At 68.5% G+C, this 21,891-nt stretch carries 18 protein-coding genes; 10 read left to right on the top strand and 8 right to left on the bottom strand.

Annotated features, from left to right (window positions below; genetic code table 11):
* Window positions 1-12: 12 nt before the first annotated feature.
* Both CFB43_RS26915 and CFB43_RS26910 read right to left on the bottom strand, forming a co-directional pair.
* A complete protein-coding gene (locus CFB43_RS26915) occupies window positions 13-1,539 on the bottom strand; it encodes a CoA-acylating methylmalonate-semialdehyde dehydrogenase (RefSeq protein ID WP_089497284.1) in 1,527 nt (508 codons plus the stop codon).
* Window positions 1,540-1,651: 112 nt separating this feature from the next.
* A complete protein-coding gene (locus tag CFB43_RS26910; protein ID WP_089474560.1) occupies window positions 1,652-2,971 on the bottom strand; it encodes an MFS transporter in 1,320 nt (439 codons plus the stop codon).
* Window positions 2,972-3,128: 157 nt separating this feature from the next.
* Between CFB43_RS26910 and CFB43_RS26905 the strand changes: the two genes are divergently transcribed.
* The 3 genes from CFB43_RS26905 to CFB43_RS26895 all read left to right on the top strand — a co-directional run bounded on the left by CFB43_RS26905 (window position 3,129) and on the right by CFB43_RS26895 (window position 5,567).
* Window positions 3,129-4,088 carry a LysR family transcriptional regulator gene (locus CFB43_RS26905; protein WP_089497283.1) on the top strand — a complete coding sequence of 320 codons (960 nt, stop codon included), beginning with the start codon at window positions 3,129-3,131 and terminating at the stop codon, window positions 4,086-4,088.
* A gap of 115 nt (window positions 4,089-4,203) precedes the next feature.
* A complete protein-coding gene (locus CFB43_RS26900; RefSeq protein ID WP_089497282.1) occupies window positions 4,204-5,010 on the top strand; it encodes a uracil permease in 807 nt (268 codons plus the stop codon).
* 59 nt (window positions 5,011-5,069) lie between these two features.
* Window positions 5,070-5,567, top strand: coding sequence for an SRPBCC family protein (locus CFB43_RS26895; protein WP_089498160.1), 498 nt, complete (start codon window positions 5,070-5,072; stop codon window positions 5,565-5,567).
* Window positions 5,568-5,631: 64 nt separating this feature from the next.
* On the opposite strand, the gene CFB43_RS26890 is transcribed toward CFB43_RS26895, so the two are convergent.
* Window positions 5,632-6,354 (bottom strand): haloacid dehalogenase type II, encoded by a 723-nt coding sequence (locus CFB43_RS26890; protein WP_089497281.1) that lies wholly within the window; start codon window positions 6,352-6,354, stop codon window positions 5,632-5,634.
* A 397-nt stretch (window positions 6,355-6,751) separates the two neighbouring features.
* On the opposite strand from CFB43_RS26890, the gene CFB43_RS26885 reads away from it, so the two are divergent.
* The 4 genes from CFB43_RS26885 to CFB43_RS26870 all read left to right on the top strand — a co-directional run bounded on the left by CFB43_RS26885 (window position 6,752) and on the right by CFB43_RS26870 (window position 11,785).
* Window positions 6,752-7,159: a hypothetical protein gene (locus tag CFB43_RS26885; protein ID WP_226203860.1), complete on the top strand. Its 408-nt coding sequence runs from the start codon at window positions 6,752-6,754 to the stop codon at window positions 7,157-7,159.
* Between the two features lie 63 nt (window positions 7,160-7,222).
* Window positions 7,223-8,857: an LVIVD repeat-containing protein gene (locus CFB43_RS26880; RefSeq protein ID WP_089497279.1), complete on the top strand. Its 1,635-nt coding sequence runs from the start codon at window positions 7,223-7,225 to the stop codon at window positions 8,855-8,857.
* Window positions 8,858-8,949: 92 nt separating this feature from the next.
* The gene (locus CFB43_RS26875) at window positions 8,950-10,272 is read left to right on the top strand and encodes a DUF6765 family protein (protein ID WP_256990123.1); all 1,323 of its coding nucleotides are present in this window, start codon (window positions 8,950-8,952) and stop codon (window positions 10,270-10,272) included.
* A gap of 1 nt (window position 10,273) precedes the next feature.
* On the top strand, window positions 10,274-11,785 hold the full coding sequence (locus tag CFB43_RS26870) for a hypothetical protein (RefSeq protein ID WP_256990122.1): 1,512 nt from the start codon (window positions 10,274-10,276) through the stop codon (window positions 11,783-11,785).
* On the opposite strand, the gene CFB43_RS26865 is transcribed toward CFB43_RS26870, so the two are convergent.
* Both CFB43_RS26865 and CFB43_RS26860 read right to left on the bottom strand, forming a co-directional pair.
* A complete protein-coding gene (locus CFB43_RS26865; RefSeq protein ID WP_089498157.1) occupies window positions 11,748-12,683 on the bottom strand; it encodes an AraC family transcriptional regulator in 936 nt (311 codons plus the stop codon). The genes CFB43_RS26870 and CFB43_RS26865 overlap by 38 nt on opposite strands.
* 232 nt (window positions 12,684-12,915) lie before the next feature.
* Window positions 12,916-14,766, bottom strand: a complete 1,851-nt coding sequence (locus tag CFB43_RS26860) for a sulfatase-like hydrolase/transferase (protein WP_089498156.1) — start codon at window positions 14,764-14,766, stop codon at window positions 12,916-12,918.
* Between the two features lie 134 nt (window positions 14,767-14,900).
* On the opposite strand from CFB43_RS26860, the gene CFB43_RS26855 reads away from it, so the two are divergent.
* A complete protein-coding gene (locus CFB43_RS26855; protein WP_089498155.1) occupies window positions 14,901-15,917 on the top strand; it encodes a LysR substrate-binding domain-containing protein in 1,017 nt (338 codons plus the stop codon).
* 336 nt (window positions 15,918-16,253) lie between these two features.
* On the top strand, window positions 16,254-18,503 hold the full coding sequence (locus tag CFB43_RS26850; RefSeq protein ID WP_089497278.1) for a putative bifunctional diguanylate cyclase/phosphodiesterase: 2,250 nt from the start codon (window positions 16,254-16,256) through the stop codon (window positions 18,501-18,503).
* A gap of 27 nt (window positions 18,504-18,530) precedes the next feature.
* On the opposite strand, the gene CFB43_RS26845 is transcribed toward CFB43_RS26850, so the two are convergent.
* Window positions 18,531-19,598: a diguanylate cyclase domain-containing protein gene (locus CFB43_RS26845; RefSeq protein ID WP_089497277.1), complete on the bottom strand. Its 1,068-nt coding sequence runs from the start codon at window positions 19,596-19,598 to the stop codon at window positions 18,531-18,533.
* A gap of 66 nt (window positions 19,599-19,664) precedes the next feature.
* Window positions 19,665-20,669 (bottom strand): chemotaxis response regulator protein-glutamate methylesterase, encoded by a 1,005-nt coding sequence (locus tag CFB43_RS26840; RefSeq protein ID WP_089497276.1) that lies wholly within the window; start codon window positions 20,667-20,669, stop codon window positions 19,665-19,667.
* A gap of 339 nt (window positions 20,670-21,008) precedes the next feature.
* Here CFB43_RS26840 and CFB43_RS26835 point away from each other — a divergent pair, with 339 nt between their 5' ends.
* The gene (locus CFB43_RS26835; RefSeq protein WP_089497275.1) at window positions 21,009-21,437 is read left to right on the top strand and encodes a hypothetical protein; all 429 of its coding nucleotides are present in this window, start codon (window positions 21,009-21,011) and stop codon (window positions 21,435-21,437) included.
* A 44-nt stretch (window positions 21,438-21,481) separates the two neighbouring features.
* Here CFB43_RS26835 and CFB43_RS26830 read toward each other — a convergent pair whose 3' ends face one another.
* On the bottom strand, window positions 21,482-21,706 hold the full coding sequence (locus tag CFB43_RS26830) for a hypothetical protein (protein ID WP_039357299.1): 225 nt from the start codon (window positions 21,704-21,706) through the stop codon (window positions 21,482-21,484).
* Between the last annotated feature and the right edge of the window lie 185 nt (window positions 21,707-21,891).

Below are 21,891 nucleotides of genomic sequence, written 5' to 3'. Positions count from 1 at the left end.
AGGCTCTCCGGGTCAGCGCAGCGCGATCGTCGTGTTCACGCCGCCGGCCGTCGCGTCGTCGTCGAACCAGCGCGCGGTGACCGTCTTCGTCTGCGTATAGAACTGCACGACCTGCTTGCCGTACGGGCCGAGATCGCCGAGCTTCGAGCCGCGCGAGCCGGTGAAGCTGAAGTAGGGCACCGGCACCGGGATCGGGATGTTGATGCCGACCTGGCCGATGTCGATCTCGCTCTGGAACTTGCGTGCGGCCGCGCCGCTCTGCGTGAACAGGCCCACGCCGTTGCCCATCGGATTGCGGTTGACGAGCGCGATCGCTTCGTCGAGCGTGTCGGCTTCGAGCACGACCACCACCGGCCCGAAGATTTCCTCCGTGTAGATCGACATGTCGGTCGTCACGCCCGAGAAGATCGTCGGGCCGACGAAGTTGCCCTGCTCGTAGCCGGGCACCTTCACGTTGCGGCCGTCGAGCAACAGCGTCGCGCCTTCCTTCACGCCCGCATCGATCAGCGACAGGATGCGTTCCTTCGCCGCCTTCGACACGACCGGCCCGACGTCCGTGCCGGCTTCAGCGCCCGCATTGACCTTCAGCGCCTTCGCCTTCGCGACGAGTTCGGGCAGCCAGTCGCGTGCCTTGCCCACCAGCACGACGACCGACGTCGCCATGCAGCGCTGGCCGGCCGCGCCGAAGCCCGCGCCGACGAGTGCGTTGATCGATTGCTCGCGGTGCGCATCGGGCAGCACGACCGCGTGGTTCTTCGCGCCCATCATCGACTGCACGCGCTTGCCGTGCTGGCTGCCGAGGTTGTACACGTGCGTGCCGACGCGCGTCGAGCCGACGAACGAGATCGCCTTGATGTCCGGATGCGTGCAGAGACGGTCGACCACCGTCTTGCCGCCGTGCACGACGTTCAGCACGCCCTGCGGCACGCCGGCCTCGATCGCGAGCTCGACGAGCTGCATCGTCGACAGCGGGTCCTGCTCCGACGGCTTCAGCACGAACGTGTTGCCGCACACGATCGCCATCGGGAACATCCACAGCGGGATCATGCCGGGGAAGTTGAACGGCGTGATGCCCGCGCACACGCCGATCGGCTGGCGCAGCGTGTAGGTATCGACGCCGCCCGCGACGTTCTCCGCGAATTCGCCTTGCTGCAGCGTGCCGATCGAGCACGCATGCTCGACCACTTCGAGGCCGCGGAAGATGTCGCCCTGCGCGTCGGGCAGCGTCTTGCCTTGCTCGGCCGTCAGCGTGTGCGCGATCCGTTCGAGATTGCGGCGCACGAGATCCTGGAACTTCAGCATGATGCGCAGCCGCGCGCCGATCGGCGTCGTCTTCCAGGTCTGGAACGCGCGTTGCGCGGACGCGATCGCGGCATCGACCTCGTCGAGCGTCGCAAACGGCACGCGACCGATTACTTCCTGCGTCGCCGGGTTGACGATGTCGCCCCATTCGGCGCTTTGCGATTCGACGAACGCGCCGTCGATCAGCAGCTTGGCGGTGGGCAGGGCGAGGGTGGTCTGGGGAACTGCGGCGTTCATGGATGTCTCCGTAAAGCGGTGTGACGACGAAAAGGGTGTCTGCTTGCGCCGCGCGTGCATGCGCGGCGGGCGGCAGGCTGAACTGAAGTCGATCGAATGCGGGCCGGCGCGCTCACGCGCGTGCCGGTCGCATCAACGCGGTACACATGAGCGCGAATACGCCGAAGCCGACGAGGTACGCGATCACGTAATGCGGCTGGCCGCCGCCGGCCTTGAGCAGCGACGTCGCGATCATCGGCGCGAAGCCGCCGCCGATCACGCCGGCGAGTTGCACCGACAGCGAGATGCCGCTGTAGCGGATTTCCGCGGGGAACTGCTGCGCGAACAGCAGCGATTCCGGCGCATAGAGGATCGGGAACACGACGCCGAGGCCGAGCACGATCGCCCACCACGCGTACGACACCTGCTGCGTGCCGAGCATCATGAAGAACGGCGCGGCGAACGCGCACATCAGCACGAGGCCGATCGCGAACATCCGGCGCTGGCCGATGCGGTCGCTCAGGTGGCCGCACAGCGGCATCGTGACGAGCGACAGCGCCGCGCCGGCCGTGATCGCATGCAGCATCTCGGCCTTCGGCAGGTGCAGCTGCTGCGTTGCGTAGGCGAGCGCGAACGTGACGACCATGTAGAACCAGGTGTTCTCGGCGGCGCGGGCGCCGACGATCGTCAGCACCTCGCGCGGATGGCGGCGCAGCGCGGCCGTCACCGGCGACTTCTCGGCCTTGCCCTGGCGCTGCATCTTCTCGAAGTCGGGCGATTCGGGCACCTTCGCGCGGATGAACCAGCCGAGGCCGACGAGCGCGATGCTCGCGAGGAACGGCACGCGCCAGCCCCACGACAGCATGTCGGCTTCCGGCAGCGCGGCCACCGCGGCCATCGCGACCGACGACAGGATCAGGCCGAGCCCGACGCCCGTCTGCGGCAGGCTGCCGAACAGCCCCTTGCGGCCCTTCGGCGCGTGTTCGACGGCCATCAGCACCGCGCCGCCCCATTCGCCGCCGACGGCCATCCCCTGCAGGAAGCGCATCGCGATCAAGAGCGCGGCGGCCCAGTAGCCGATGCGGTCGTACGACGGGATCAGCCCGATGATCATGCTCGGCACGCCCATCAGCAGCAGCGTGATCATCAGCATCGACTTGCGGCCGATGCGGTCGCCGAAGTGGCCGAACACGATGCCGCCCATCGGCCGGCCGATGAAGCCGACCGCGAACGTGCCGAACGCGGCGAGCGTGCCGACGACCGGGTCCAGCGACGGGAAGAAGATGCGATTGAAGACGAGGGCGGCGGCGGTGCCGTAGAGGAAGAAGTCGTACCACTCGATCGTGGTGCCGGCCATGCTGGCCCAGCCGGCCAGCAGGTAGTGCTTCGCGGTGCGCGCGGGCGCCGGCGCCGCGACTGTCGCATGCTCATCGAGGGTGGATCGGGTCTGCATGGTGTCTCCGTGGTGGTGCCGCGGCTCGTGGTCCGCAGGTCACGGTCGAGTATAGTTATGCGCAGATTCATCATGTACCGATAAAGAAACCGGTTGGATGTGCATTTCTGCATATCGACGGCCGGCCCGGAGACTCCAGCCCCTTTTTCCCTCGTCGATGCGAACTGCCACCGAGCCGGTTTCCGGCAACCTGAACTGGGACGACCTGCGCTTTTTCCTCGAAGTCGCGCGCACGCAGCGCGCGAGCGGCGCCGCGAAGCGGCTGGGCGTCGACTACACGACCGTCGCGCGGCGCATTCGCGCGCTCGAGGCCGCGATGGGCACGCTGCTGTTCGACAAGTCGCGCTCCGGCGGCTTCACGCTGACGGCCGAAGGGCAGCGGCTCGTCGCGTATGCGGACGCGATGGAGACGACCGTGCAGTCCGCGTGCGACCAGGTCGCGAACACGGGCGAGGCGCTGTCGGGCCATGTGCGGATCGGGTCGACGGAAGGGTTCGGCTGCTTTTTCCTCGCGCCGCAGCTCGCGCAGTTTCGCGCCGAGCATCCGCACGTGACAGTCGACCTGCTGCCGGTGCCGCATTTCGTCAACCTGCCGAAGCGCGAGGCCGATCTGGCGATCACGCTCGAGCGGCCCGAGCGCGGGCCTTACGTGGTCACCAAGCTGTGCGACTACCAGCTGCGGCTCTATGCGACGCGCGACTATCTCGCGAACCATGATCCGATCACCTGCACCGACGATCTCGCGCGGCACGCGTTCATCAGTTACGTCGACGATCTCGCGTTCAGCAACGAGCTGCTGTACCTGGACCGCGCGGTGCCGGGCGCGACGGCCGGGCTGCGCACGACGAGCGTGATCGCGCAGTATTTCGCGGCGCTGCAGGGCGGCGGGCTGGCGATCCTGCCGTGTTTCATGGCGGCCACGCAGCCGGCGCTGGTGCCGGTGCTGCCGGACGACGTGGTCGTCACGCGGTGCTTCTGGCTGACCTGCCGCGAGGATCTGCGCAAGCTGCGGCGCGTGACCGCGCTGTGGGATTACCTGCGCGCGGCGGCGGACGCGAATCGCGCGCTGCTGTCGGGGGAGTCGGGGAAGCTGAGGTTCGTCGGCGAGCCGGAATAGTGCGTGACGTGGCCGCGGCGAAGGCGGCTGTGCGGTTCATTGCGTGAACACGACCCGGCGGCGAACCGGCCGGCAAGCGAAGCATTGAAGAATCGGGGAATCGGGGGCAAGACAGATGGCATTGACGCATGCGGGCAAGGTCTTCGTGGTGTGTGTGGCGGTCTTTGCCGTGGCCGCTTATTGGCTCGCGTCGCGCATGGTGCGCCGCCAGTCCGGCGCCAGGCACGGTGCGAAGGGGGCGCCGAATCGCGGCGCGGTCGCATTCTGGTGGCTCGTGTGCTTTTGCCTGCTGTCGCTGTTCTTCCCGTTCGCGTACTGGATCGGCGACGAACTCTACGTACTGACCGTCTCGCCGAAATACGAGGCGACGGTCGTGTCCTACACGTCCGAGTGGGATACCTGCGAGCGCCACGATAGCGACGGGCGGACCGAACGGTATCAGTGCCTGAAATACACGCCGATCCTGGAAGCCGCGCTGCCCAAGGGCAAGCGCGTGGTGATGCCGGGTAACGTCCGTTCCGGCGGTGCGCCGGAAATCGGCGAGCGGATCGATGTCGTGTTGCCGCCCGGTGCGGATCAATGGCACGAACGCAGCGTGCGCAGTGTTGGCCTGCTGGCCGGCGGCGGGCTGATGGTCGCGATGATCGGGTACTTCCTCTACCTGATCGCGGCGTACGGCGCCGGCCGGAACCTCGACCGCGCGGCCCGCTTCGGTGTGGCGGTGGTGATGAACGGGCTCGTGCCGCTCGGCGCGCTGCTGATGGAAATCGGGTTCCTGAGCGTGCCTTACCGCTACTGGGCGCGCGGGAATCCGGAAGATTGGCCGGTGTGGGTGCTGGCGCTCAGCCTGTTGTTCGCGCTCGCGCTGCTGCCGTTGCTGCTCATCTACGCGCGAACGGCCTGGCGCGCGGTCGTGAAGTAACGGAGGCGGCGGCGCGGTTGTGCCATCATGGCCGCACCGACAGCCGCCAGGAGACGGTCGTGGAAATTCATTCGCAGTGGACGTTCGATTGCCGGCCCGAGCATGTCTGGCCGCATTTTCTCCATGCCCGGATGGACGACACGCGGCCGTTGCTGTTCCGCCTCGGCGTGCCGAAGCCGGTCAGTTGCCGCGTGCTGGAAGGCGTGCCGGCCGTCGGCAACACGCGGCAGTGCACGACCGATCGCGGCACCATCGACCAGCGGATTCTCGTGCTCGACGAGCACCGCCGGCTGCGTTACCGGATGGTGGCGTCGACGGTGTGGTGCCGCGACTGGGTCGGGCTGCTCGAGGACGAATTCACGCTGACGCCCGTCGAAGGCGGCAGGACCCGCGTCGAGCGGCGCACCGTGTTTCGCGCACGCGGCCTTTTCAAGCCGGTTCGGCAGATCGGGTTGTGGCTCGCGTTGCAGCAGGCGCACCGGTATGCGGCCCGCAACTGGCGGCGCTTGGCGATGGCGGCGCAGGGGCGGGCGGCCGAGATGGCGCCGGCGCGTTAGGCCCTTGGAGCCGGCGCCCGACGAGCCGCCGGTCACCCCGCGATCGCGCACCGGAACCCGGTTTTCAACCCGGGCACTCGAGCCGGTCCGCGAGTTCGTTCAGATCCCTGACGTCGAAGTCCCACGCATCATCGGCTTTCAGGTCGGTCGTCTGGCCGGGCCCGTGTTCGGTCGGCCGCAGCACGAACGCGGTCGACAGCCCCTGCCGGCGCGCGGCCGCAAGATCGCCGTTGTGCGCGGCGACCAGGCACAGCTCGGCCGGTTCGACGCCGAGAATCTCGACCGTATCGCTATACACCTGCGGCGACGGCTTGTACGCGCGGACGACCTCCGCACCGAGAATCGCATCCCACGGCAGCCCCGCGCGTTTCGCGACGTCGACCATCAGCCGGATGTTGCCGTTCGACAGCGGCGCGATGATGAAGCGTCGCTTCAGTCGTTGCAGCGCCGCGACGGCGTCGGGCCACGGGTCGAGGCTGTGCCACGCGAGGTTGAGCGCGTCGATGTCGGCGTCGGGCACGTCGTCGATCCCGTAGCGGTCGAGCGTGCGCACCAGGTTCTCGCGGTGCAGGACGTCGAGGCGCACGTAGCGGCGGCGGCCGCTGCGGATTTCTTCCATCGACGGCGAATATTCGGCCCGCCACGCATCGGCGAATTCGAGCGGGTCGAGCGCGGGGGCATGGCGGTCGAGGAACGCGGCGGCGCCGCGTGCGACGCCGCTTCTCCAGTCGACGATCGTTCCGAAGACATCGAAAACGAGCGCCTTGATTTCGGCAGGGTTCGTCATGGTGATCCCGTGAGGGTCGATCGATGAGGTGGTGAATCGCCGTGCCGCCCGATTGCGCGGCGCCGGTTCGATCGTCATTGAATCACGGATACGGAAAGTGGGTTGGGACGATCGCCAGGTCGAACGGCCCGGCCGCGTCGCGCGTGAACTGTTCCCTGGACGCCGGCGGCCCGCGAGATTCGCGGGTGACGCACCTGGCATCCTGCGCGCAACTCCCGTCTCGCCGCCCCGGCTCGGGTTACTCCGGACGCAATTTTCCGACAACCCGCAATAAGCAGATATCGCCGCATCGGGCCGCTCTCTACCATTTGTCGAACGGCTGAGCGCCGCGCCGATGGCCGGCCTGCGGGCAAAACCACACCGCGCAGCGTGAGAGCCGATGAAACGGAGCGCCGCCATGGAGGAGAGGAATCCGCGACCGCGGCGTCGACTCGTCGCGTTGATCGCGACCGTGTCGGCGCTGGTGTTCGCCTACGGTGTGGCACGACATCTGTCGCACGCGTCGACACGCCCCCCGGATCAACAGGTTTTTTCCGTCGACGTCGATCGGGACAAGGCACCCTGGGAGCGATCCGTGATTGCGATTCGCGAAGGCGTGCCGGCGCATATCCGCGTGCGTTCGCGCGAGGCGGGCGTGCTGATGGCGCATGAAATCCCGGGTGCGCTCGCGGCCTGCACATCCGGAACCGATCAGTCGATGGACATTCTCCCGGTCGGGATCACCGGGCGCTTTTCGCTGCACTTTCACAGCCGGACCGGCGAGCAGATCGAGGTGGCGGTCATCGAGATCTATCCGGATAACTAATGATAAAGATGGAACGGAACGTAACGAAACTCGAAACGAAGTTCGAAACAGGAGGAGGCAAAGATGCACGCACTGAATCGCCTGGCGATCACGCTATCGCTCGGCACACTCATGCTCGCCGGCTGCGGCGGGGACGATAACGTCACGACGAGCGCGACGCCCGCCGTATCGGTGGCCGACTACGTCGTGCCGCGCGTGCCCGGCTGCAGCCCCGGCGATACGCCCGAGACGGCGCTGCAAGGGCAGGTGCCCGCCGCACTGCGTCAATCGGGATTCGGCGGCTTCAACTGCAACCTGAAGCGGGTCAGCCAGGTGCAGGGCGAAGGCGCGTCGTGGTCGGCCGCGACCTACACCGACCGGCAGGGCAAGACCTGCTTCTACCATGCGACGATGGGCGCCACGCCGGCATTCAACAACCCCGATGCGCCGCCGCGCGTGAACCCGGGCGTGCCGGTGATCGACATCACCGACCCGGCCAAGCCGGTGCGGGTGAGTTCGCTGACGTCCACGGCGATGATCGATCCGTGGGAATCGCTGCGCGTGAACGTCGCGCGCGGGATTCTCGCCGCCGATAACGGGCTCGGCGGCGGCGCCGGCCCCGAAGTCGACCTGTACGACGTGGCGACCGACTGCACGCACCCGCAACTGCTCGCGAGCGTACCGATCGGCACGGGCGCCGACGGCGGCATTCTCCCGAGTGCCAAGCCGATGGGCCATGAAGGCGGTTTCTCGCCGGACGGCTTCACGTATTACATCGGCGGTGCCTATTCGAAGTCCTACTACGCAGTCGACGTGACGATCCCGACGCGGCCGAAGCTGATCTCGGCGATCACGATGGCCGACCTGGGCTTCGGGGCGGTTCCGCACGGGTTGTCGGTGAGCCAGGACGGCAACCGCGCGTACTTCATCGGCCTCGGCAACACGGGCGCGGCGGCCGGCGCGGGCGCACCGCCGCTGGACAACGCGAACTCGAACGGCGACAACGGGTTCTTCGTCATCGACACCAGCGAAGTGCAGAGCCGGCGCCCCAATGCGCAGATGCACCGGATCGCGACGGTGCCGGTGCGCGACGGCAGTGCGGGGCAGCACACGATTCCGTTCAAGGTGGGCGGCAAGCCTTATCTGGTCGAAGTGGATGAAGGCGGCTCGGGCGGGATCCAGGATCCGGGCGCGGCGGGCGTGAAGGCCGCGTGCAACGCCGGGATGACGCCGTTCCCGCTGGGCCATATCTACGACATGTCGAACGAGGCGGCGCCCGAGCTCGTGTCCGAGCTGCGGCTCGAAACGCATGCGGTGCAGAACTGCAGCAAGGTGATGCCCGACATCCTCGGCCTTTCCACCTTCACGTACGGATCGCACTACTGCAGCGTCGACAACCGGGAGAACGCCACCGCGCTCGCGTGCAGCTACTTCAACTCCGGCGTGCGCGTGTTCGACATTCGCGATCCGGCGAAGCCGAAGGAAATCGCGTACTACAACCCGCCTTCGGCAAAGTCGCCCGGCGCCGGTTCCGCGCACCTGATGTTCGGCCAGTACCGCCCGGGCGGCCCGGACTGGTGTGCGTCGCGCCTCGATTTCGACTTCGACCGCCATTTGCTGACCACGGCGTGCCAGGACAACGGCCTGCTGGTGCTGTCGTTCGAAAACGGCGCGTGGCCGTTTCCCGAAAGCACCAAAGCGACGGAGATCGGCAATTGATGCACAGCAGACAGGTTGCTCGCGGGTCGTCGCGTGAAGCGATCGCAACCGGCAGGGCCGGCGTGCGAGGCCGCGCCCGGAGAAATCCGGGCGTGGCCGGGCTGGCCCTGCTGGCGGCGCTTGCCATGCCGCTGACGTGCTCGGGGTTCGAAGCGGACGTGCACTTCGGCCTCACGTTCTGGCTCGCGCGGCAGGCGGGGTTCGCGCCCGGTGAAGCCGACGCGATTGCGCTCGCCGACCAGCGGCTGGATGCCGGCTCGATCGAATACATGACGTCGCCGCTGCAGTTCGCGTGCCTGTCGCGCTTCGCGCCCGATGCGCGGGACACCCAGGTGGCGCACTATCCGAGCGAGACGCGGGTGCCGGCCGCAGCGGCAGCCCGGGTCGTGGTGCCGGACGGCCCGGCGCCGCGGTCGTTGGTCGACGCCGCGCTGCGGCGTGCGGAGGGGCGCAACGCGGGATTCATGCTGGGCGAGTTCGGCCGGGCGCTGCATGCGCTGCAGGATGCGTGGGCGCACCAGGGTACGCCGTCCGTACCGGACTGGCGCCGCTACGGGATCGAATGCGACGCCGGTCTGGCGATGGCCGCGCCGGTCGAGCGCGGTGGGCCGCCCGGCCACGCCGCCGAGATGACCTGGCGTTGGCCCGTCGATACGGAGGCGATGGCGAAGTCGACGTATCTGCAGATGATTCGTTATCCGGAGATCAACGGCGCGTCGAGAAATGCGCTGCCGTGGGAGCAGGTCCGGCCGATGCTCGCCGGTTTCATCGACGCGCGAACCAAGCAGGCGAAAGCGGGCTGGTTCGCTTCGAACGGCGTGAAGGACACATCGTTTCTCGACGGCACGAGCCTGCCGGACGGCCCCGCCTGGCAGGCGGTCCGCTGGCACGGCCGGCGCGACGTGCCGAAGCCGGCCTCGCCGGGCGCGCAACCCGGCGTCGACAAGAGGCTCGCCGATTTCTACGCGCGCTTCTTCAGCGACTGGGTCACGACGTCGCCGGTGGACAGGCGTTGGCTGCCCGCCCTGGCTACCGGCCGCGCCGGCAAGCCCGACGGCGCGCTGGTCGAGCAGTTGACCGGCTGGCGCTTGCGGGATCACGGTGCCTATCTCGCCATCGGAACCCCGTCGCAGCCGACGGCAAGCGCCAGCGCGATCTTGCGCAACCGTGTGTCGTTCGCGGTCTTCAAGTCGTTGAACGATGCGGTGCTGCCGCTCATCGTGGAGGGCGACAAGCCGTCGCCGATCCTGCCGTTCCTGGTGTTTCCGCTGCCCGATTCGGCGGACGGCAACAAGCGCGCCGTCGCGTTGATCAAGCTGCTCGATGCACCGTACGACACGATCGGCGTGGTGTCGGAGCAGGGAAGCGGGGCCGGCTGGAAGGTCACGGGACTGATTGCGTCATCCGATTACTGACATGCACGACGACTTCGAATCCGGTGCGAGCCACCCGCCCAGCCTCCACGCACCGCGCCGTAACGCGTGGCGGGCCGCGGGGGCGGCCGCGCTCCTCGCCTGCGCGCCGACCGATGCCGACGCGCATGCATGGAATATTCCCTACTACCTGCCGGTGCCGTTGTGGCTCTATGCATACGCGGCGACCGGCACGCTCGTGGTGTCCTTCATGATCCTGGCGTTCGCATCGGGCTCGGGCGCGCATGTGCCGGTCACGCGCGCGCCGGCGATCCGCTGGTGGCGGGCATGGCGGATACCGGCCGTGGCGCTCGCTGCGGTGCAGGCCGTCAGCCTAAGCTTCGTCATCCTGCTGATCGTGTCGGGCCTCTTCGGCACCCAGAATCCGTTCGTCAATCTCGGCATGTCGGGATTCTGGCTGTGGTTCTACCTGGGGTCGATCTATGTCAGTGCGGTGTTCGGCGACCTCTACGCGTTCACGAATCCGTTCGCATTGATGCTGCGGATCGCGGCGCGCTGCGCCCCGGCAATCGACCGGGGCCGGTATCGCTATCCGCGTGGCCTCGCATCGTATCCCGCGCTGTTCGTGTATGTCGCGCTGATCGCGCTGGAGTTGTTCGGCGCGGCACGGCCGCGAGACGCCAGCCTGTTTCTTGCCGGCTATGCAATCTACGCACTGGGCGGTGCATTCTGTTTCGGCCGCGACGTGTGGCTCAGGCATTGCGATGCATTCGGCATCCTGTGCGGATTGTGCGCACGACTGTCGCCATTCGAATGGCGTCGCGGGTCGGCGCGCGAAATCGGCATCAGGCTGAGGAATCCGGTCGCCGCGATGGCAGCGGAGCCGCCGTTCGACACCAGCGTCGTGATCTTCCTGTCGTTCATGCTGTCGTCGACGGCCTACGACGGCCTGCGCGATACGGCCGTGTGGAACACGTTCTTCTGGCGCGGCATCTATCCGCTGATCGTCGCGGTGTTTCCGGCGCTCAAGAACAACTACGCGATTGCCGGAGACCTCGTGCTCGCCGGGCAGTGGGCCACGTTTGCCGCGGTCGGGCTGGCCTACCATGGGCTGTTCCGGGGCTTCTGCGCGCTCGGCGCGGCGGGGTCGCGTTCAGGGCTGGATGGCGGCCCGTTTGCGCGGCAGTTCTGCCTGTTGCTGTTGCCGATCGCGCTGTTCTACAACGTGTGCCACTACTTCACGCTGTTCATCGATCAGGGGCGGCAGGTCGTTTCACTGCTGTCCGATCCGCTCGGCATCGGCTGGAACCTGCTGTCGATCGAACCGGCGCAGGTCGCGCCGACCGCGCTCCTGATCAACGTCGGCACCATCTGGCACGCGCAGGTCCTGCTGATTCTCGCCGGCCATGTGCTGAGCGTGGTCGTCACGCACGCGATCGCCGTCCGTCATCGCGTGCTGGCCGGCACCGTGGTGCTCAACCAGTTGCCGCTGCTGGTGTTGACGATCGCGCTGACGATCAGCGGCCTGTGGATCCTGTCGCTGCCGCTCGCGTGACGTTCGCGGCATGCGGCTTGAGCCCGGACGGCGAGCATCCCCACCGTTTGCGGAAGGTTGCGGAGAAGTGGCTGGTGGTCGAGAAGCCGCACGCGAGCGCGGCCTCGGTCACATCGCATCGTCCGCGTTCGATCAGGTCGCGGGCGGCTTGCAGCCGGGTTTCGACGATGTACTGATGCGGCGTCATCCCGTTGGCCTTCTTGAAGTTCCGGATGAACGAATACAGGTCGCCGGGGTAGTCGACCGCTTCGGCAAGCGTCACGAGCGTCAGCGGATCGCGGAAGTTGTCGCGGATGTACTCGACGGCCCGTCGCATGCCCTGCGCATGCGTGTACTCGCGGGCCTTGCGCGTCGACTCGAGATACGACATGCGGCCGAGCGCGGCCGCGCCGAGGGTTTCGACGTAGGTCGGCCCCGACGGCATCCCCGCGACCGCATCTTCATGAATACTCCGGATGATCTGCACGAGCAGATCGTCGCTGACGTCGAAGCGGGGCACGGCCGGCACGGTCGGCGTGCTGGCCAGCAGGCCGGAGCGCGACAGCCAGGCCACGTCGAAGTGGACGGCGAGCCACTCGATATCGTTCGACCACCGGCTGGAACACGCGAAGCCGGGCGGCACGTAGGTCAACGGCGTGCGCATCACGTGCGCGGCCCAGCCGTTGCCGTCGGTGCGCATCTCCAGTCCCGTCGGTGCGCGCAAGTGCAGTGTGAAGACGGGCTCGGTCGTCTCGAGATCGATCACCTCCGACGCATTCGCGATGTAGTGATCGATCGCGACGACGCCGCGCGACGGCGTCGCAAGCTGCCGTTTCCAGCTCGCGGGCGGTTGCCAGTTCGACCGGCGTCCGTCGGGATGTTTCACACATACATAGTTCAACGCTGGCCGGTTCTGCATGCCGTTTCCCTTCATGTAGCCCGGATCCGGGCGAAGCGCGCGCTCGCCGCGATGATCCGCCTTGGAGAATCAGCACACTGTAGGGCGTCATGCTTACTCGATGCTTACCTGTCCCGACCGATGACGAAAAGAGACGCCCCGCGTGCGATCGCATGACGCGACCGCACGGCAGCGGATCACGGGAGGCGGAATCATCCGACGATTGCCGGTTCGGGAGGGCAGGTGGCCGCCTTCAATGCCCCTTGCGAATCTGCACCTGCACCTTGCCGTCGCGGATCGGCATGACGTCGGGACTGTCGTCGCCCACCTCGCTCGCGATCAGGTCGTTCAGGCGGCCGTTCATCGCGAGCAGCAGTTCGCCGTGCTTTTTCCGGTCCATCGCGAGATTGCGCATCTCGCCCGGATCGCTCGCGATGTCGAACAGCTCGACGTCGTTGCGCGCGAACAAGCCCTCCATCGTCGTCGGCCGGTTGAATTCGAGCGGCGAGAAGTAGCGCGTGAACCGGTAGCGGCCGTCGAACACGCTGCGGATCGTGCCGCGCAACCGGAAATCCGGCTGCTGCGCGAGCGCGCGGCGCAGCAGCTCGTCCTCGGGCACGCCTTTCTGGCGCATCGTGCCCAGTTCCTTCAGCATCCATTCGCTGTCGTAGTAGAGCAGCATCGCGTAGTTGAACAGCGTGGCATAACGGGCCGCGTGCCGCTTCGCGTCGGCCGGCTTCGCGAGCCAGCGCGTGAGGTCGTGCCCCTTCAGCGCGCTGCCGCGAATCGATGCGAGCCGCGCGTCGTCGAGACCGGTGAGACCGAGCAGCGTCGGCGCGATGTCGATGTGCGACGTCAGCGCATCGCACTGCATGCCGCCCGGATGCGCGGGATGGCGGATCACGAGCGGCACGTGGTTCTGCGGCTGGTATGCGGTCGCGCCCTTGCCGACGAGCTGGTGCGCGCCGACGTGATCGCCGTGGTCGGCCGTCATCACGACGATCGTGCGTTCGTCGAGGCCGAGCGACTGCAGCGATTGCAGCAGGCGCACGACATGCGTGTCGCAGTCGCGTACGCAGTTGAAGTAGTTGTCCTGATAGATGCGCAGGCGTTCGTCGGTGAACGGATAGCGTCCGACCAGGTTCGCATGCGCGGCGTTGAACATCCCGTGCGCCGGCGGCCGCCCCGGCTCGTCGTACGGCTGCCGCCGCGAAGCCGCGAGCGGCACGTCGTGCCATGACGTGCGATACAGCGCGTCGTTCGGCGGCGGCGCGTTGCCGAGCATCGGGTGGTTCGCGTCCTGCACCGTCGATCCGTTCGTGTCGGTGTTCACGAACATCGCGTCGTGCGGGTTCACCAGGTTCACCGCGAGGAACCACGGCTTGCCTTCCTTCGCGAGACGCGGCGCGTGGTTGCGCATCCAGCTCACCGCCGCCTCGGCCGTGATCCCGTCGTACTGGTAGCCGCCGCGCACCATCCCGATCAGGTCGCCCACGCCGAAATAGTCGTCGAAGCCGTACGACCGGATCGTGCGGTTGTAGTCGGCCACGGGGGCCGTGTACGGGCTCGCGGTTTCGTGCATCGACGCGCTCAGGTGCCACTTGCCGAGATACGCGGCGTAGTAGCCGGCGTCGCGCAGCATGTGGCCGACGGTGCGCACGTCCGGCGACATGTCCTTCTGCCAGGGCACGCCCGCGTTGTCGAGCACGCCGGTGTGCTGGATGTGCTGCCCGGTGTAGACCGTCGAGCGCGACGGCGAGCACACGCAGGCGGCGATCTGGTGGTGCATGAACGTGATGCCGTCGCGGCGCAGCGCTTCGCGGCCCGGCACCGGGAACGGCCAGCGATCGAAGTGGCGCTCCTGGTCGGTCAGGATGAACAGGATGTTGTAGCCGGCGGGCGGCGCGGCGGGCGCGGTCGTTGCGCCGTGGAACGCGGGCGCGGGATCGACGCCCGCGCCGGTGGCGACCGGGGCGGCCGGCGGCGCGCTCGCGGCCAGCGCTTCGGCGCCGAAGCCGGCTGCCGCGACGGCCGCGCCGGCCCGCTTGAGGAACTGGCGCCGCGGGGTGGGTTCGGCGGCGGGGGTGTCCTGATCGTCTTTCACGTCGGCTGTCTCCTGGTCATGCCGGCTCGTGCCGGGGGTTTTCATGCGGACGACTATGCGGCAGGATCGTGTATCGATCGATGAAAGATCAGGGTCGATCGATAACCTGACGAATATGAATGACGGAGGCGCCCGTGACCTACGATCCACGCGGCCCGGCCCGCCGCACGCGGCCGGAACCGCTCGCGCCGCCCGGCGCGCCGGCCCACGAGCAGCGCATCGCGCAGGCGCTGCGCCGGCTGCGCGTGCGCGACATGGAAACGCTCGACTCGCTCGGGCGCACACGCAGCTTCGCGCGCACGGCCGAGGCCGCGTCGATCACGCAGCCCGCGTTGTCGAAATGGCTGCGCGAGCTCGAGGACGCGCTCGGCCTGCCGCTGTTCGAACGCACGTCGCGGCGCGTCGCGCCGACCGTCTACGGCGATGCGCTGCTCGAATGCATCGGCCGCGTGCTGACCGACATGCGCGGCGTCGCGCCCGCGTTCGACGCGTTGCGCACCGGCGCCGGCCGCCCGGTGTCGATCGGCCTGCTGCCGAACATGGCGCCGCAACTGATTCCGGGCGCGCTGGCGTGGCTGCGCGAAGCCGGCCGTCCCGTGCAGCTCAACGTGCGCGAGGACACGCTCGACCGGATGCTCGCGCAGGCGCAGCGCCACGAGCTCGACCTGCTCGTGTGCCGGCTCGACGCGTCGGCGCTGAGCGCGGGGCTCGACGTCGCGCCGTTGTACCGCGACGACATGATCGTCGTGTGCGGGCCGCGCCATCCGCTGCTCAGGCGCGCGCGGATCGGCTGGCGCGACGCGGCCGCGTTCCCGTGGATCGCTCCGCCGCTCGGCTCGCCCGCGCGCGCGGCGCTGGACGCCGAGTTCGCGAATGCGGGCTTGCCGCCACCGCCCGTGCTGATGGAATCGGTGTCATGGCAGACCAACCGCGTGGTGGCCGGGCAGTCGCCGTGCCTGTTCGTGCAGTCGGCCCGCGCGTTCGAGCTGGCCGTGCGCGCGGGGGAGCGGGTCGGCCGGTTGCCACTGAAGCTGTCGACGATGCCGGAAACGGTCGGCGCGCTGTATTCGGCGCCCGCGGGCGTGTCGGTCGCGGCCGCGATCGATGCATTGAAGGCCGTGACGCGCACGGAACCCGGCGCGGTGCCATGAAGGCGAACGGAGCCGCGCGCCGCCACAATCTGACGAACGGTTTGCATGCCCGCCGCGCACCCCACGCGGCCGTGCCCCGGGCCGTCGCGTCGCGCGCAAGTCTTTCGGCGAGCTGACTACCGCGTGCAACCGCCGCGCCGACCACGCGTAACCCCTGATGCACGTGGACGCGCCGCTTGCCACGGATTGGTGTTAAATATATTTCGGCGCGTGTTGGCACCGCGCGCAATACGGGGCGCACCGGGCATCGGCGTAAACCCGGAGCGAAATACGGCACGAAGGATCGAAAACGAATCGGGCGCATCAGACCCGATCGGACAGACGGCAGGATTCATCTTGAATACCGAACCGCAAAGTTCTCGTTACAGTCCCGGGCTCGCGGCGGAAGTGCTCGCATCCGAGCAAAGCGTGCTGAGGCTGATCACGCGCAACACACCGCTGCCGGAACTGCTCGTCGAGGTCTGCCGGCGCGCCGAGGCGTTGCTCGGCGACGGCGCGTCATGCACGATCCTGCTGCTCGACACCGACGGCGTGCACGTGCACGTCGGTGCCGCGCCATCGCTGCCCGTGCGGTACAGCACGGCGATCGAAGGCGCGTCGATCGGGCCTGCCGCCGGCTCGTGCGGCACGGCGATGTACCTGCGCCGGATGGTCGTCGTCGAAGACATCGAAACCGATCCTCTGTGGGCCGACTACCGGGCCGTCGCATTGCCGCTTGGCTTGCGCGCGTGCTGGTCGGTGCCGTTCCTCGACGACGCGGGCGTCGTGCTCGGCGCATTCGCCGTCTATTACCGCACACCGCGTCGGCCGGGCGACGAGGCCACCGAACTGTTGCGCGACATCGGCAACAGCGTCGGCCTCGCGGTGCACCAGGACCGGATCGCGCGACAGCTCGCGCGCAGCGAGGAACATCACCGGCTCGTGGTCAACAGCCTGAACGAAGGGATCCTCGTGGTGTCGCGCGACGGCGTCGTGGTCGCGAGCAATCCGAGTGCGAACCGGATGATGCGCGTGAAGGGCGACCTCGTCGGCCGCCGGCTGTCGACGGTGATCCTGCGCAAGCTGCACGAGGACGGCACGCCGATCGCACCCGACGACTGGCCGAGCCGGCGCGCGCTCGAGACGGCGACGCCGATGCTCGGCTACACGGTCGGCTTCGGCCTGGCGGACGGCGACATCATCTGGGTGCGCGGCAACGCGGTGCCGATCGTGAGGCCGGGCGAGACGCAGGCCGATTCGGTGCTCGTGTCGTTCAACGACATCGGCCCCGTGCGCGAAGCGCAGCAGCAGTTGCGCTACCTCGCGACGCGCGATGCGCTGACGGGCCTCTACAACCGCCGCTGGCTCGGCGACCGCATGCGCGAGCTGTTCGGCGGACACGATGCGGCGGGCGGGCCCGCACGCGTCGCGATCCTGTTCATCGATCTCGTCGGTTTCAAGAAGGTCAACGACACGGCCGGCCACGACGCGGGCGACGCGCTGCTGCGCAGCGTGGCCGCGCGGCTCGCCGCGTGCGGCGGCGGCCAGTACGCGCTGACGCGGGTCGGCGGCGACGAGTTCGTGATCCTCGTCGACGACTGCGACGATCCCGACCGGCTCGCGGTGCTCGCGCGCGAGGTGATCGACGCGATCGCGAAGCCGTTCGCGATCGCGAACAACGAATACTGGCTCGGCGTGTCGATCGGGATCAGCGTCGCGCCGCGCGACGGCGACGATGCCGTCACGCTGATGCGCAATGCCGATTCGGCGATGTACGACGCGAAGCAGCGCGGCCGCAACCACTTCACGTTCTTCACCGCGCAGCTCAACCTGCGGCTGCAGCGCCGCTTCGCGATCGAGCAGTCGCTGCGGCGCGCGCTGTCGTCGGACATGCTGCGGCTCGCGTATCAGCCCGTCGTCGACGCGCGCAGCGGCCGCACGGTCGGCGCCGAGGCGCTGTTGCGCTGGACGAGCCCCGAGCTCGGGCCGATGTCGCCGGCGGAGTTCATTCCGGTCGCGGAAGATACGGGGCTGATCGTCGCGATCGGCCAGTGGGTGCTCGAAACCGCGTGCCGGCAGGCGGCCGAATGGCGCCGCACGATCGCGCCCGACCTGATGCTGGCCGTCAACCTGTCGCCGCGGCAGTTCCACGAAGGGCTCGTCGAATCGGTCGGTCGCTGTCTCGCGCAGGCTCAGCTCGATCCGTCCGCGCTCGAACTCGAGATTACCGAAGGACTGCTGATGAACGACACGGACACCGTGCTGCCGATGCTCGAGGCGCTCACGGACATGAACGTGCGGATCTCGGTCGACGATTTCGGCACCGGCTATTCATCGCTTGCGTACCTGAAGCGCTTTCCGCTGCACAACCTGAAGGTCGACCGCTCGTTCGTGTCGGGCGTGCCCGATCATCACGACTCGGTGGCGATCACGCAGGCGGTGGTCGCGATGGCCCATTCGCTCGGGATGAAGGTCACGGCCGAAGGGGTCGAGACGCAGGCGCAATCGTGGTTCCTGCAGCAGATCGGCTGCGACATGCAGCAGGGCTATCTGTTCAGCCGCCCGCTGGACCCGGGCGACTACGCGCGCCGGCTCGGCGCCGTGTGAGCGCGGCGCGCGTTCGGCGTTCGGCGCTCAGTCGACGCGCGGCCCGCCGAACCCGCCGGGGACCGGCGTCGTCGGCGTCGCATCGATCTCGACGCGGTTCTTGCCTTCATGCTTCGCGCGATAGAGCGCGCGGTCGGCCGCTTCGATCAGCAGCGTCGTCGGCAGGCCGGGCATCGGCACGATGGTCGCGCCGCCGATGCTGATCGTCACGGTGTCGCCGGTCGACGAATGCGCGTGCCGCAGCCGCAGCGCCTCGACCGCGAGGCGGATCTTCTCGCCGAGCAGCCGCGCGGCGCCCGGCGACGTGGCCGGCATCACGACCGCGAATTCCTCGCCGCCGAAACGCGCGGCGAGATCGCCCGACTGGCCGAGGCAGCGCTCGATGGTCGACGCGATCTGCTTGAGCACGCTGTCGCCCGACACGTGGCCGTACGTGTCGTTGTACAGCTTGAAGTTGTCGACGTCGATCATCAGCAGCGACAGCTCGCTGCGCTCGCGCGTGCCGCGCCGCCATTCGGCGGCGAGGTATTCGTCGAGATAGCGCCGGTTCGACAGCCCGGTCAGGCCGTCGGAATGCGTGAGGCGCCGCAGCTCGAGATTGGCTTCGAGCAACTGCTGCTGCGATTGCCGCAGCGCGCGGTAGGCCTCGTCGCGCTGCAGCAGGTTCATGTACGAGCGCGAGTGGTAGCGCACGCGTGCGACGAGCTCGATGCGGTCGGGCAGCTTCACGAGGTAGTCGTTCGCGCCGGCCGCGAACGCGGCGCTCTTGATCACGGGCTCTTCCTGCGTCGACAGCACGATGATCGGCACGTCGCGCGTCGCCGGATTCGCGCGGTACGCCTTCACGAGGCTCAGCCCGTCGGTGCCCGGCATCACGAGGTCCTGCAGGATCACGGTCGGCCGCGTCTCGATCGCGGTGGCCATCGCGTCGTCCGAACGCGGGCAGTAGTGGAAATCGATGCCTTCCTCGTCGACGAGCGCGCGCCGCACGGCTTCCGCGACGATCGTCTGGTCATCGACCAGCAGCACCATCGCCGGCACGTCGACGGGCGGCGTGTAGGGGCCGCCCGGCGGGCGAGTCAGGTCAATGGTCATGGTCGATGCGGGTTGTTGCGGTTGTTGCAGGGCCGGCATGGGTGTTGCGCGTGTTCATCGTCGGGCTCAGATTTTCGCGAGCGCCGCCAGCTCGCCCGCGATGCGCCCGAGCGGCAGGATCGCGCGCGCCGCGCCGAGTGTCGCGGCCGCCTTCGGCATGCCGTACACGGCGCTCGTCGCCTCGTCCTGGGCGATCGTATGGTAGCCCTTCATCCGCAGCGCCTTCAGGCCGATCGCGCCGTCGCGGCCCATCCCGGTGAGCAGCACGCCGATCACGCGGCCGGGCCAGTGCTCGGTCAGGCTGTTGAAGAACACGTCGACCGACGGGCGATACGGCGTGGCGGCCGGCTCGCGCGTGTATTCGAGCGTGCCGGCGCGGGTGATGCGCAGGTGGTCGTCGGTCGCGGCGAGCAGCGCGACGCCCGGCTGCGGGCGGTCGCCTTCGCGCGCGACGCGCACCGCGAGCGGCGTCTGGCCGTCGAGCCATTGCGCCATGCCTTCGGCGAACGCGCGGTCGACGTGCTGGACGATCACGATCGGGGCGCTGAAATCGGCCGGCAGGCCGCCGAGCACGGACGCGAGCGCGCCGGGGCCGCCGGCCGATGCGCCGATCGCGATCAGCGTGCCGCCGCCGGCGCGGGCGGCCGTGCCGGCGACGCGCGTGCCGCCGGGCGCGTCGAGCAGGCGGCCGATCTGGTCGATCTTCGCGAGCAGCAGGCGGGTCGTGTCGCCGGCCGCGCCGTCGCCGAGCCGCGGCGTATCGACCGCGTCGAGCGCGCCGGCGCCCATCGCCTCGAACACGCGCCAGGCATTCGCGCCGATGCAGCTCGTCACGATCAGGATCGCGCACGGTCGTTCGGATCGCATGATCCGCCGCGTCGCTTCGATCCCGTCGAACTTCGGCATGATCAGGTCCATCAGCACGACGTCGGGCGGCTGCGCGGCGCACAGCTCGACGGCTTGCGCGCCGTCGGTCGCGACCCACAGCACGCGGTGCTCGGGCCGGCGCGCGATCGCGCGGCGCATCGCCTCGACGGCAAGCGGGAGGTCGTTGACGATGCCGATGTTCACAAGCGGAATTCTCCGGTCGGTTCGTAGTGTTGGAGGTAGGCCGGGTTCATGGAAGGGGCTGCCTGTTCGGCGCCGCCGGACGGCATCGGCGGCCGGACGGCACGGCATTCTTTTCGGTTGGCGACGCCCGCATGCTGTCATGCGGCGCGGGCGGCGGCAATCGAAAAATTCGCGCATGGTGCCGTTTCAGTGCGTTTCCTCTATGACGGCGCGGTGTTTGCCGACAGCAGGGGAGCCGGGTCGGCCCGCGCATGCCGGTCCGGCGGTTTCGGCACGACCGGCCGCGGAAGCCGGCATGTTACCGTGGCGGCTTCGATAAAAATGACGGGAGAATGCCGGATGACCGTGCCCGACACCCTGCTGGTCAGCCGCGATCCGTATGCGCCGATCGTGACCGAGCACGACGGCCGCTTGCTGTACCGGATCCCCATCGAGAGCGGGCATGCGTCGTTCCACCGCGATTTTCCGGTCGATCCGGAAGCGGTGCGCGTGCTGCGCGACGATGCCGAGCGGTTTTACTTCCTGTTCGCGGCGCTTCACCATCCGTACCAGCTGCGCGCAACGAACCTGTCCGACGCGGAACGCGAACGCTACTTTCGCACGATCCTGTTTGCCGGCCGCGACGAGGTCGAAGCGTTCATGACGGAACTCGACCGCGCCAGCAACGGCGCGGTCGCGAACCTGCTGAGGATCTTCACGCAGGCCGACTACCGGCAACTGCGCGCGGGCCGGTGGTTCGACATGGGCGCCGGTACGCCGGCCGCGTAGCGCCCGGGGCTGCCCGTCATCCGCTCCGATGTGCGGCCGTGCCGTCAATGGCTGCGCGCGTACCCCTGGATCAGCGCGCGCATCATCCCCTCGACCGTCGCGTCGAGCAGGTCGGCTTCCTGCTCGGATTCCTCGACGAGCGCGGCATACGCGGTCGCGAGCGTCACGCGATCGACCTCATGGCGCTGCTCCATCAGCGTCACCATCCCGTCCTTCGCCAGATGAGCGGAGAACGCGCGGCTGCCGATGGTCTGGAATACGTCAATCATGGCGGCTCTCCCGTCCGTTGCCGATGCTTTCCAGTGTAGTCGGCGCACCGGGGCTCCGCCACGCGCGGCGGCCCGGGCCCGGAGGGGCAATCCAATCCGCGTGCCGCGACCGGCGCATTCGCACGGGCAGGCCGGCCACTGATCCGCCACCGATTCCCCGGATGAAACATTGACGACACCTGGCC

It is taken from the genome of Burkholderia sp. AU15512 (assembly GCF_002223325.1).
Classification (GTDB): Bacteria; Pseudomonadota; Gammaproteobacteria; order Burkholderiales; family Burkholderiaceae; genus Burkholderia.
This window is presented reverse-complemented; position numbering and strand designations above follow the sequence as displayed.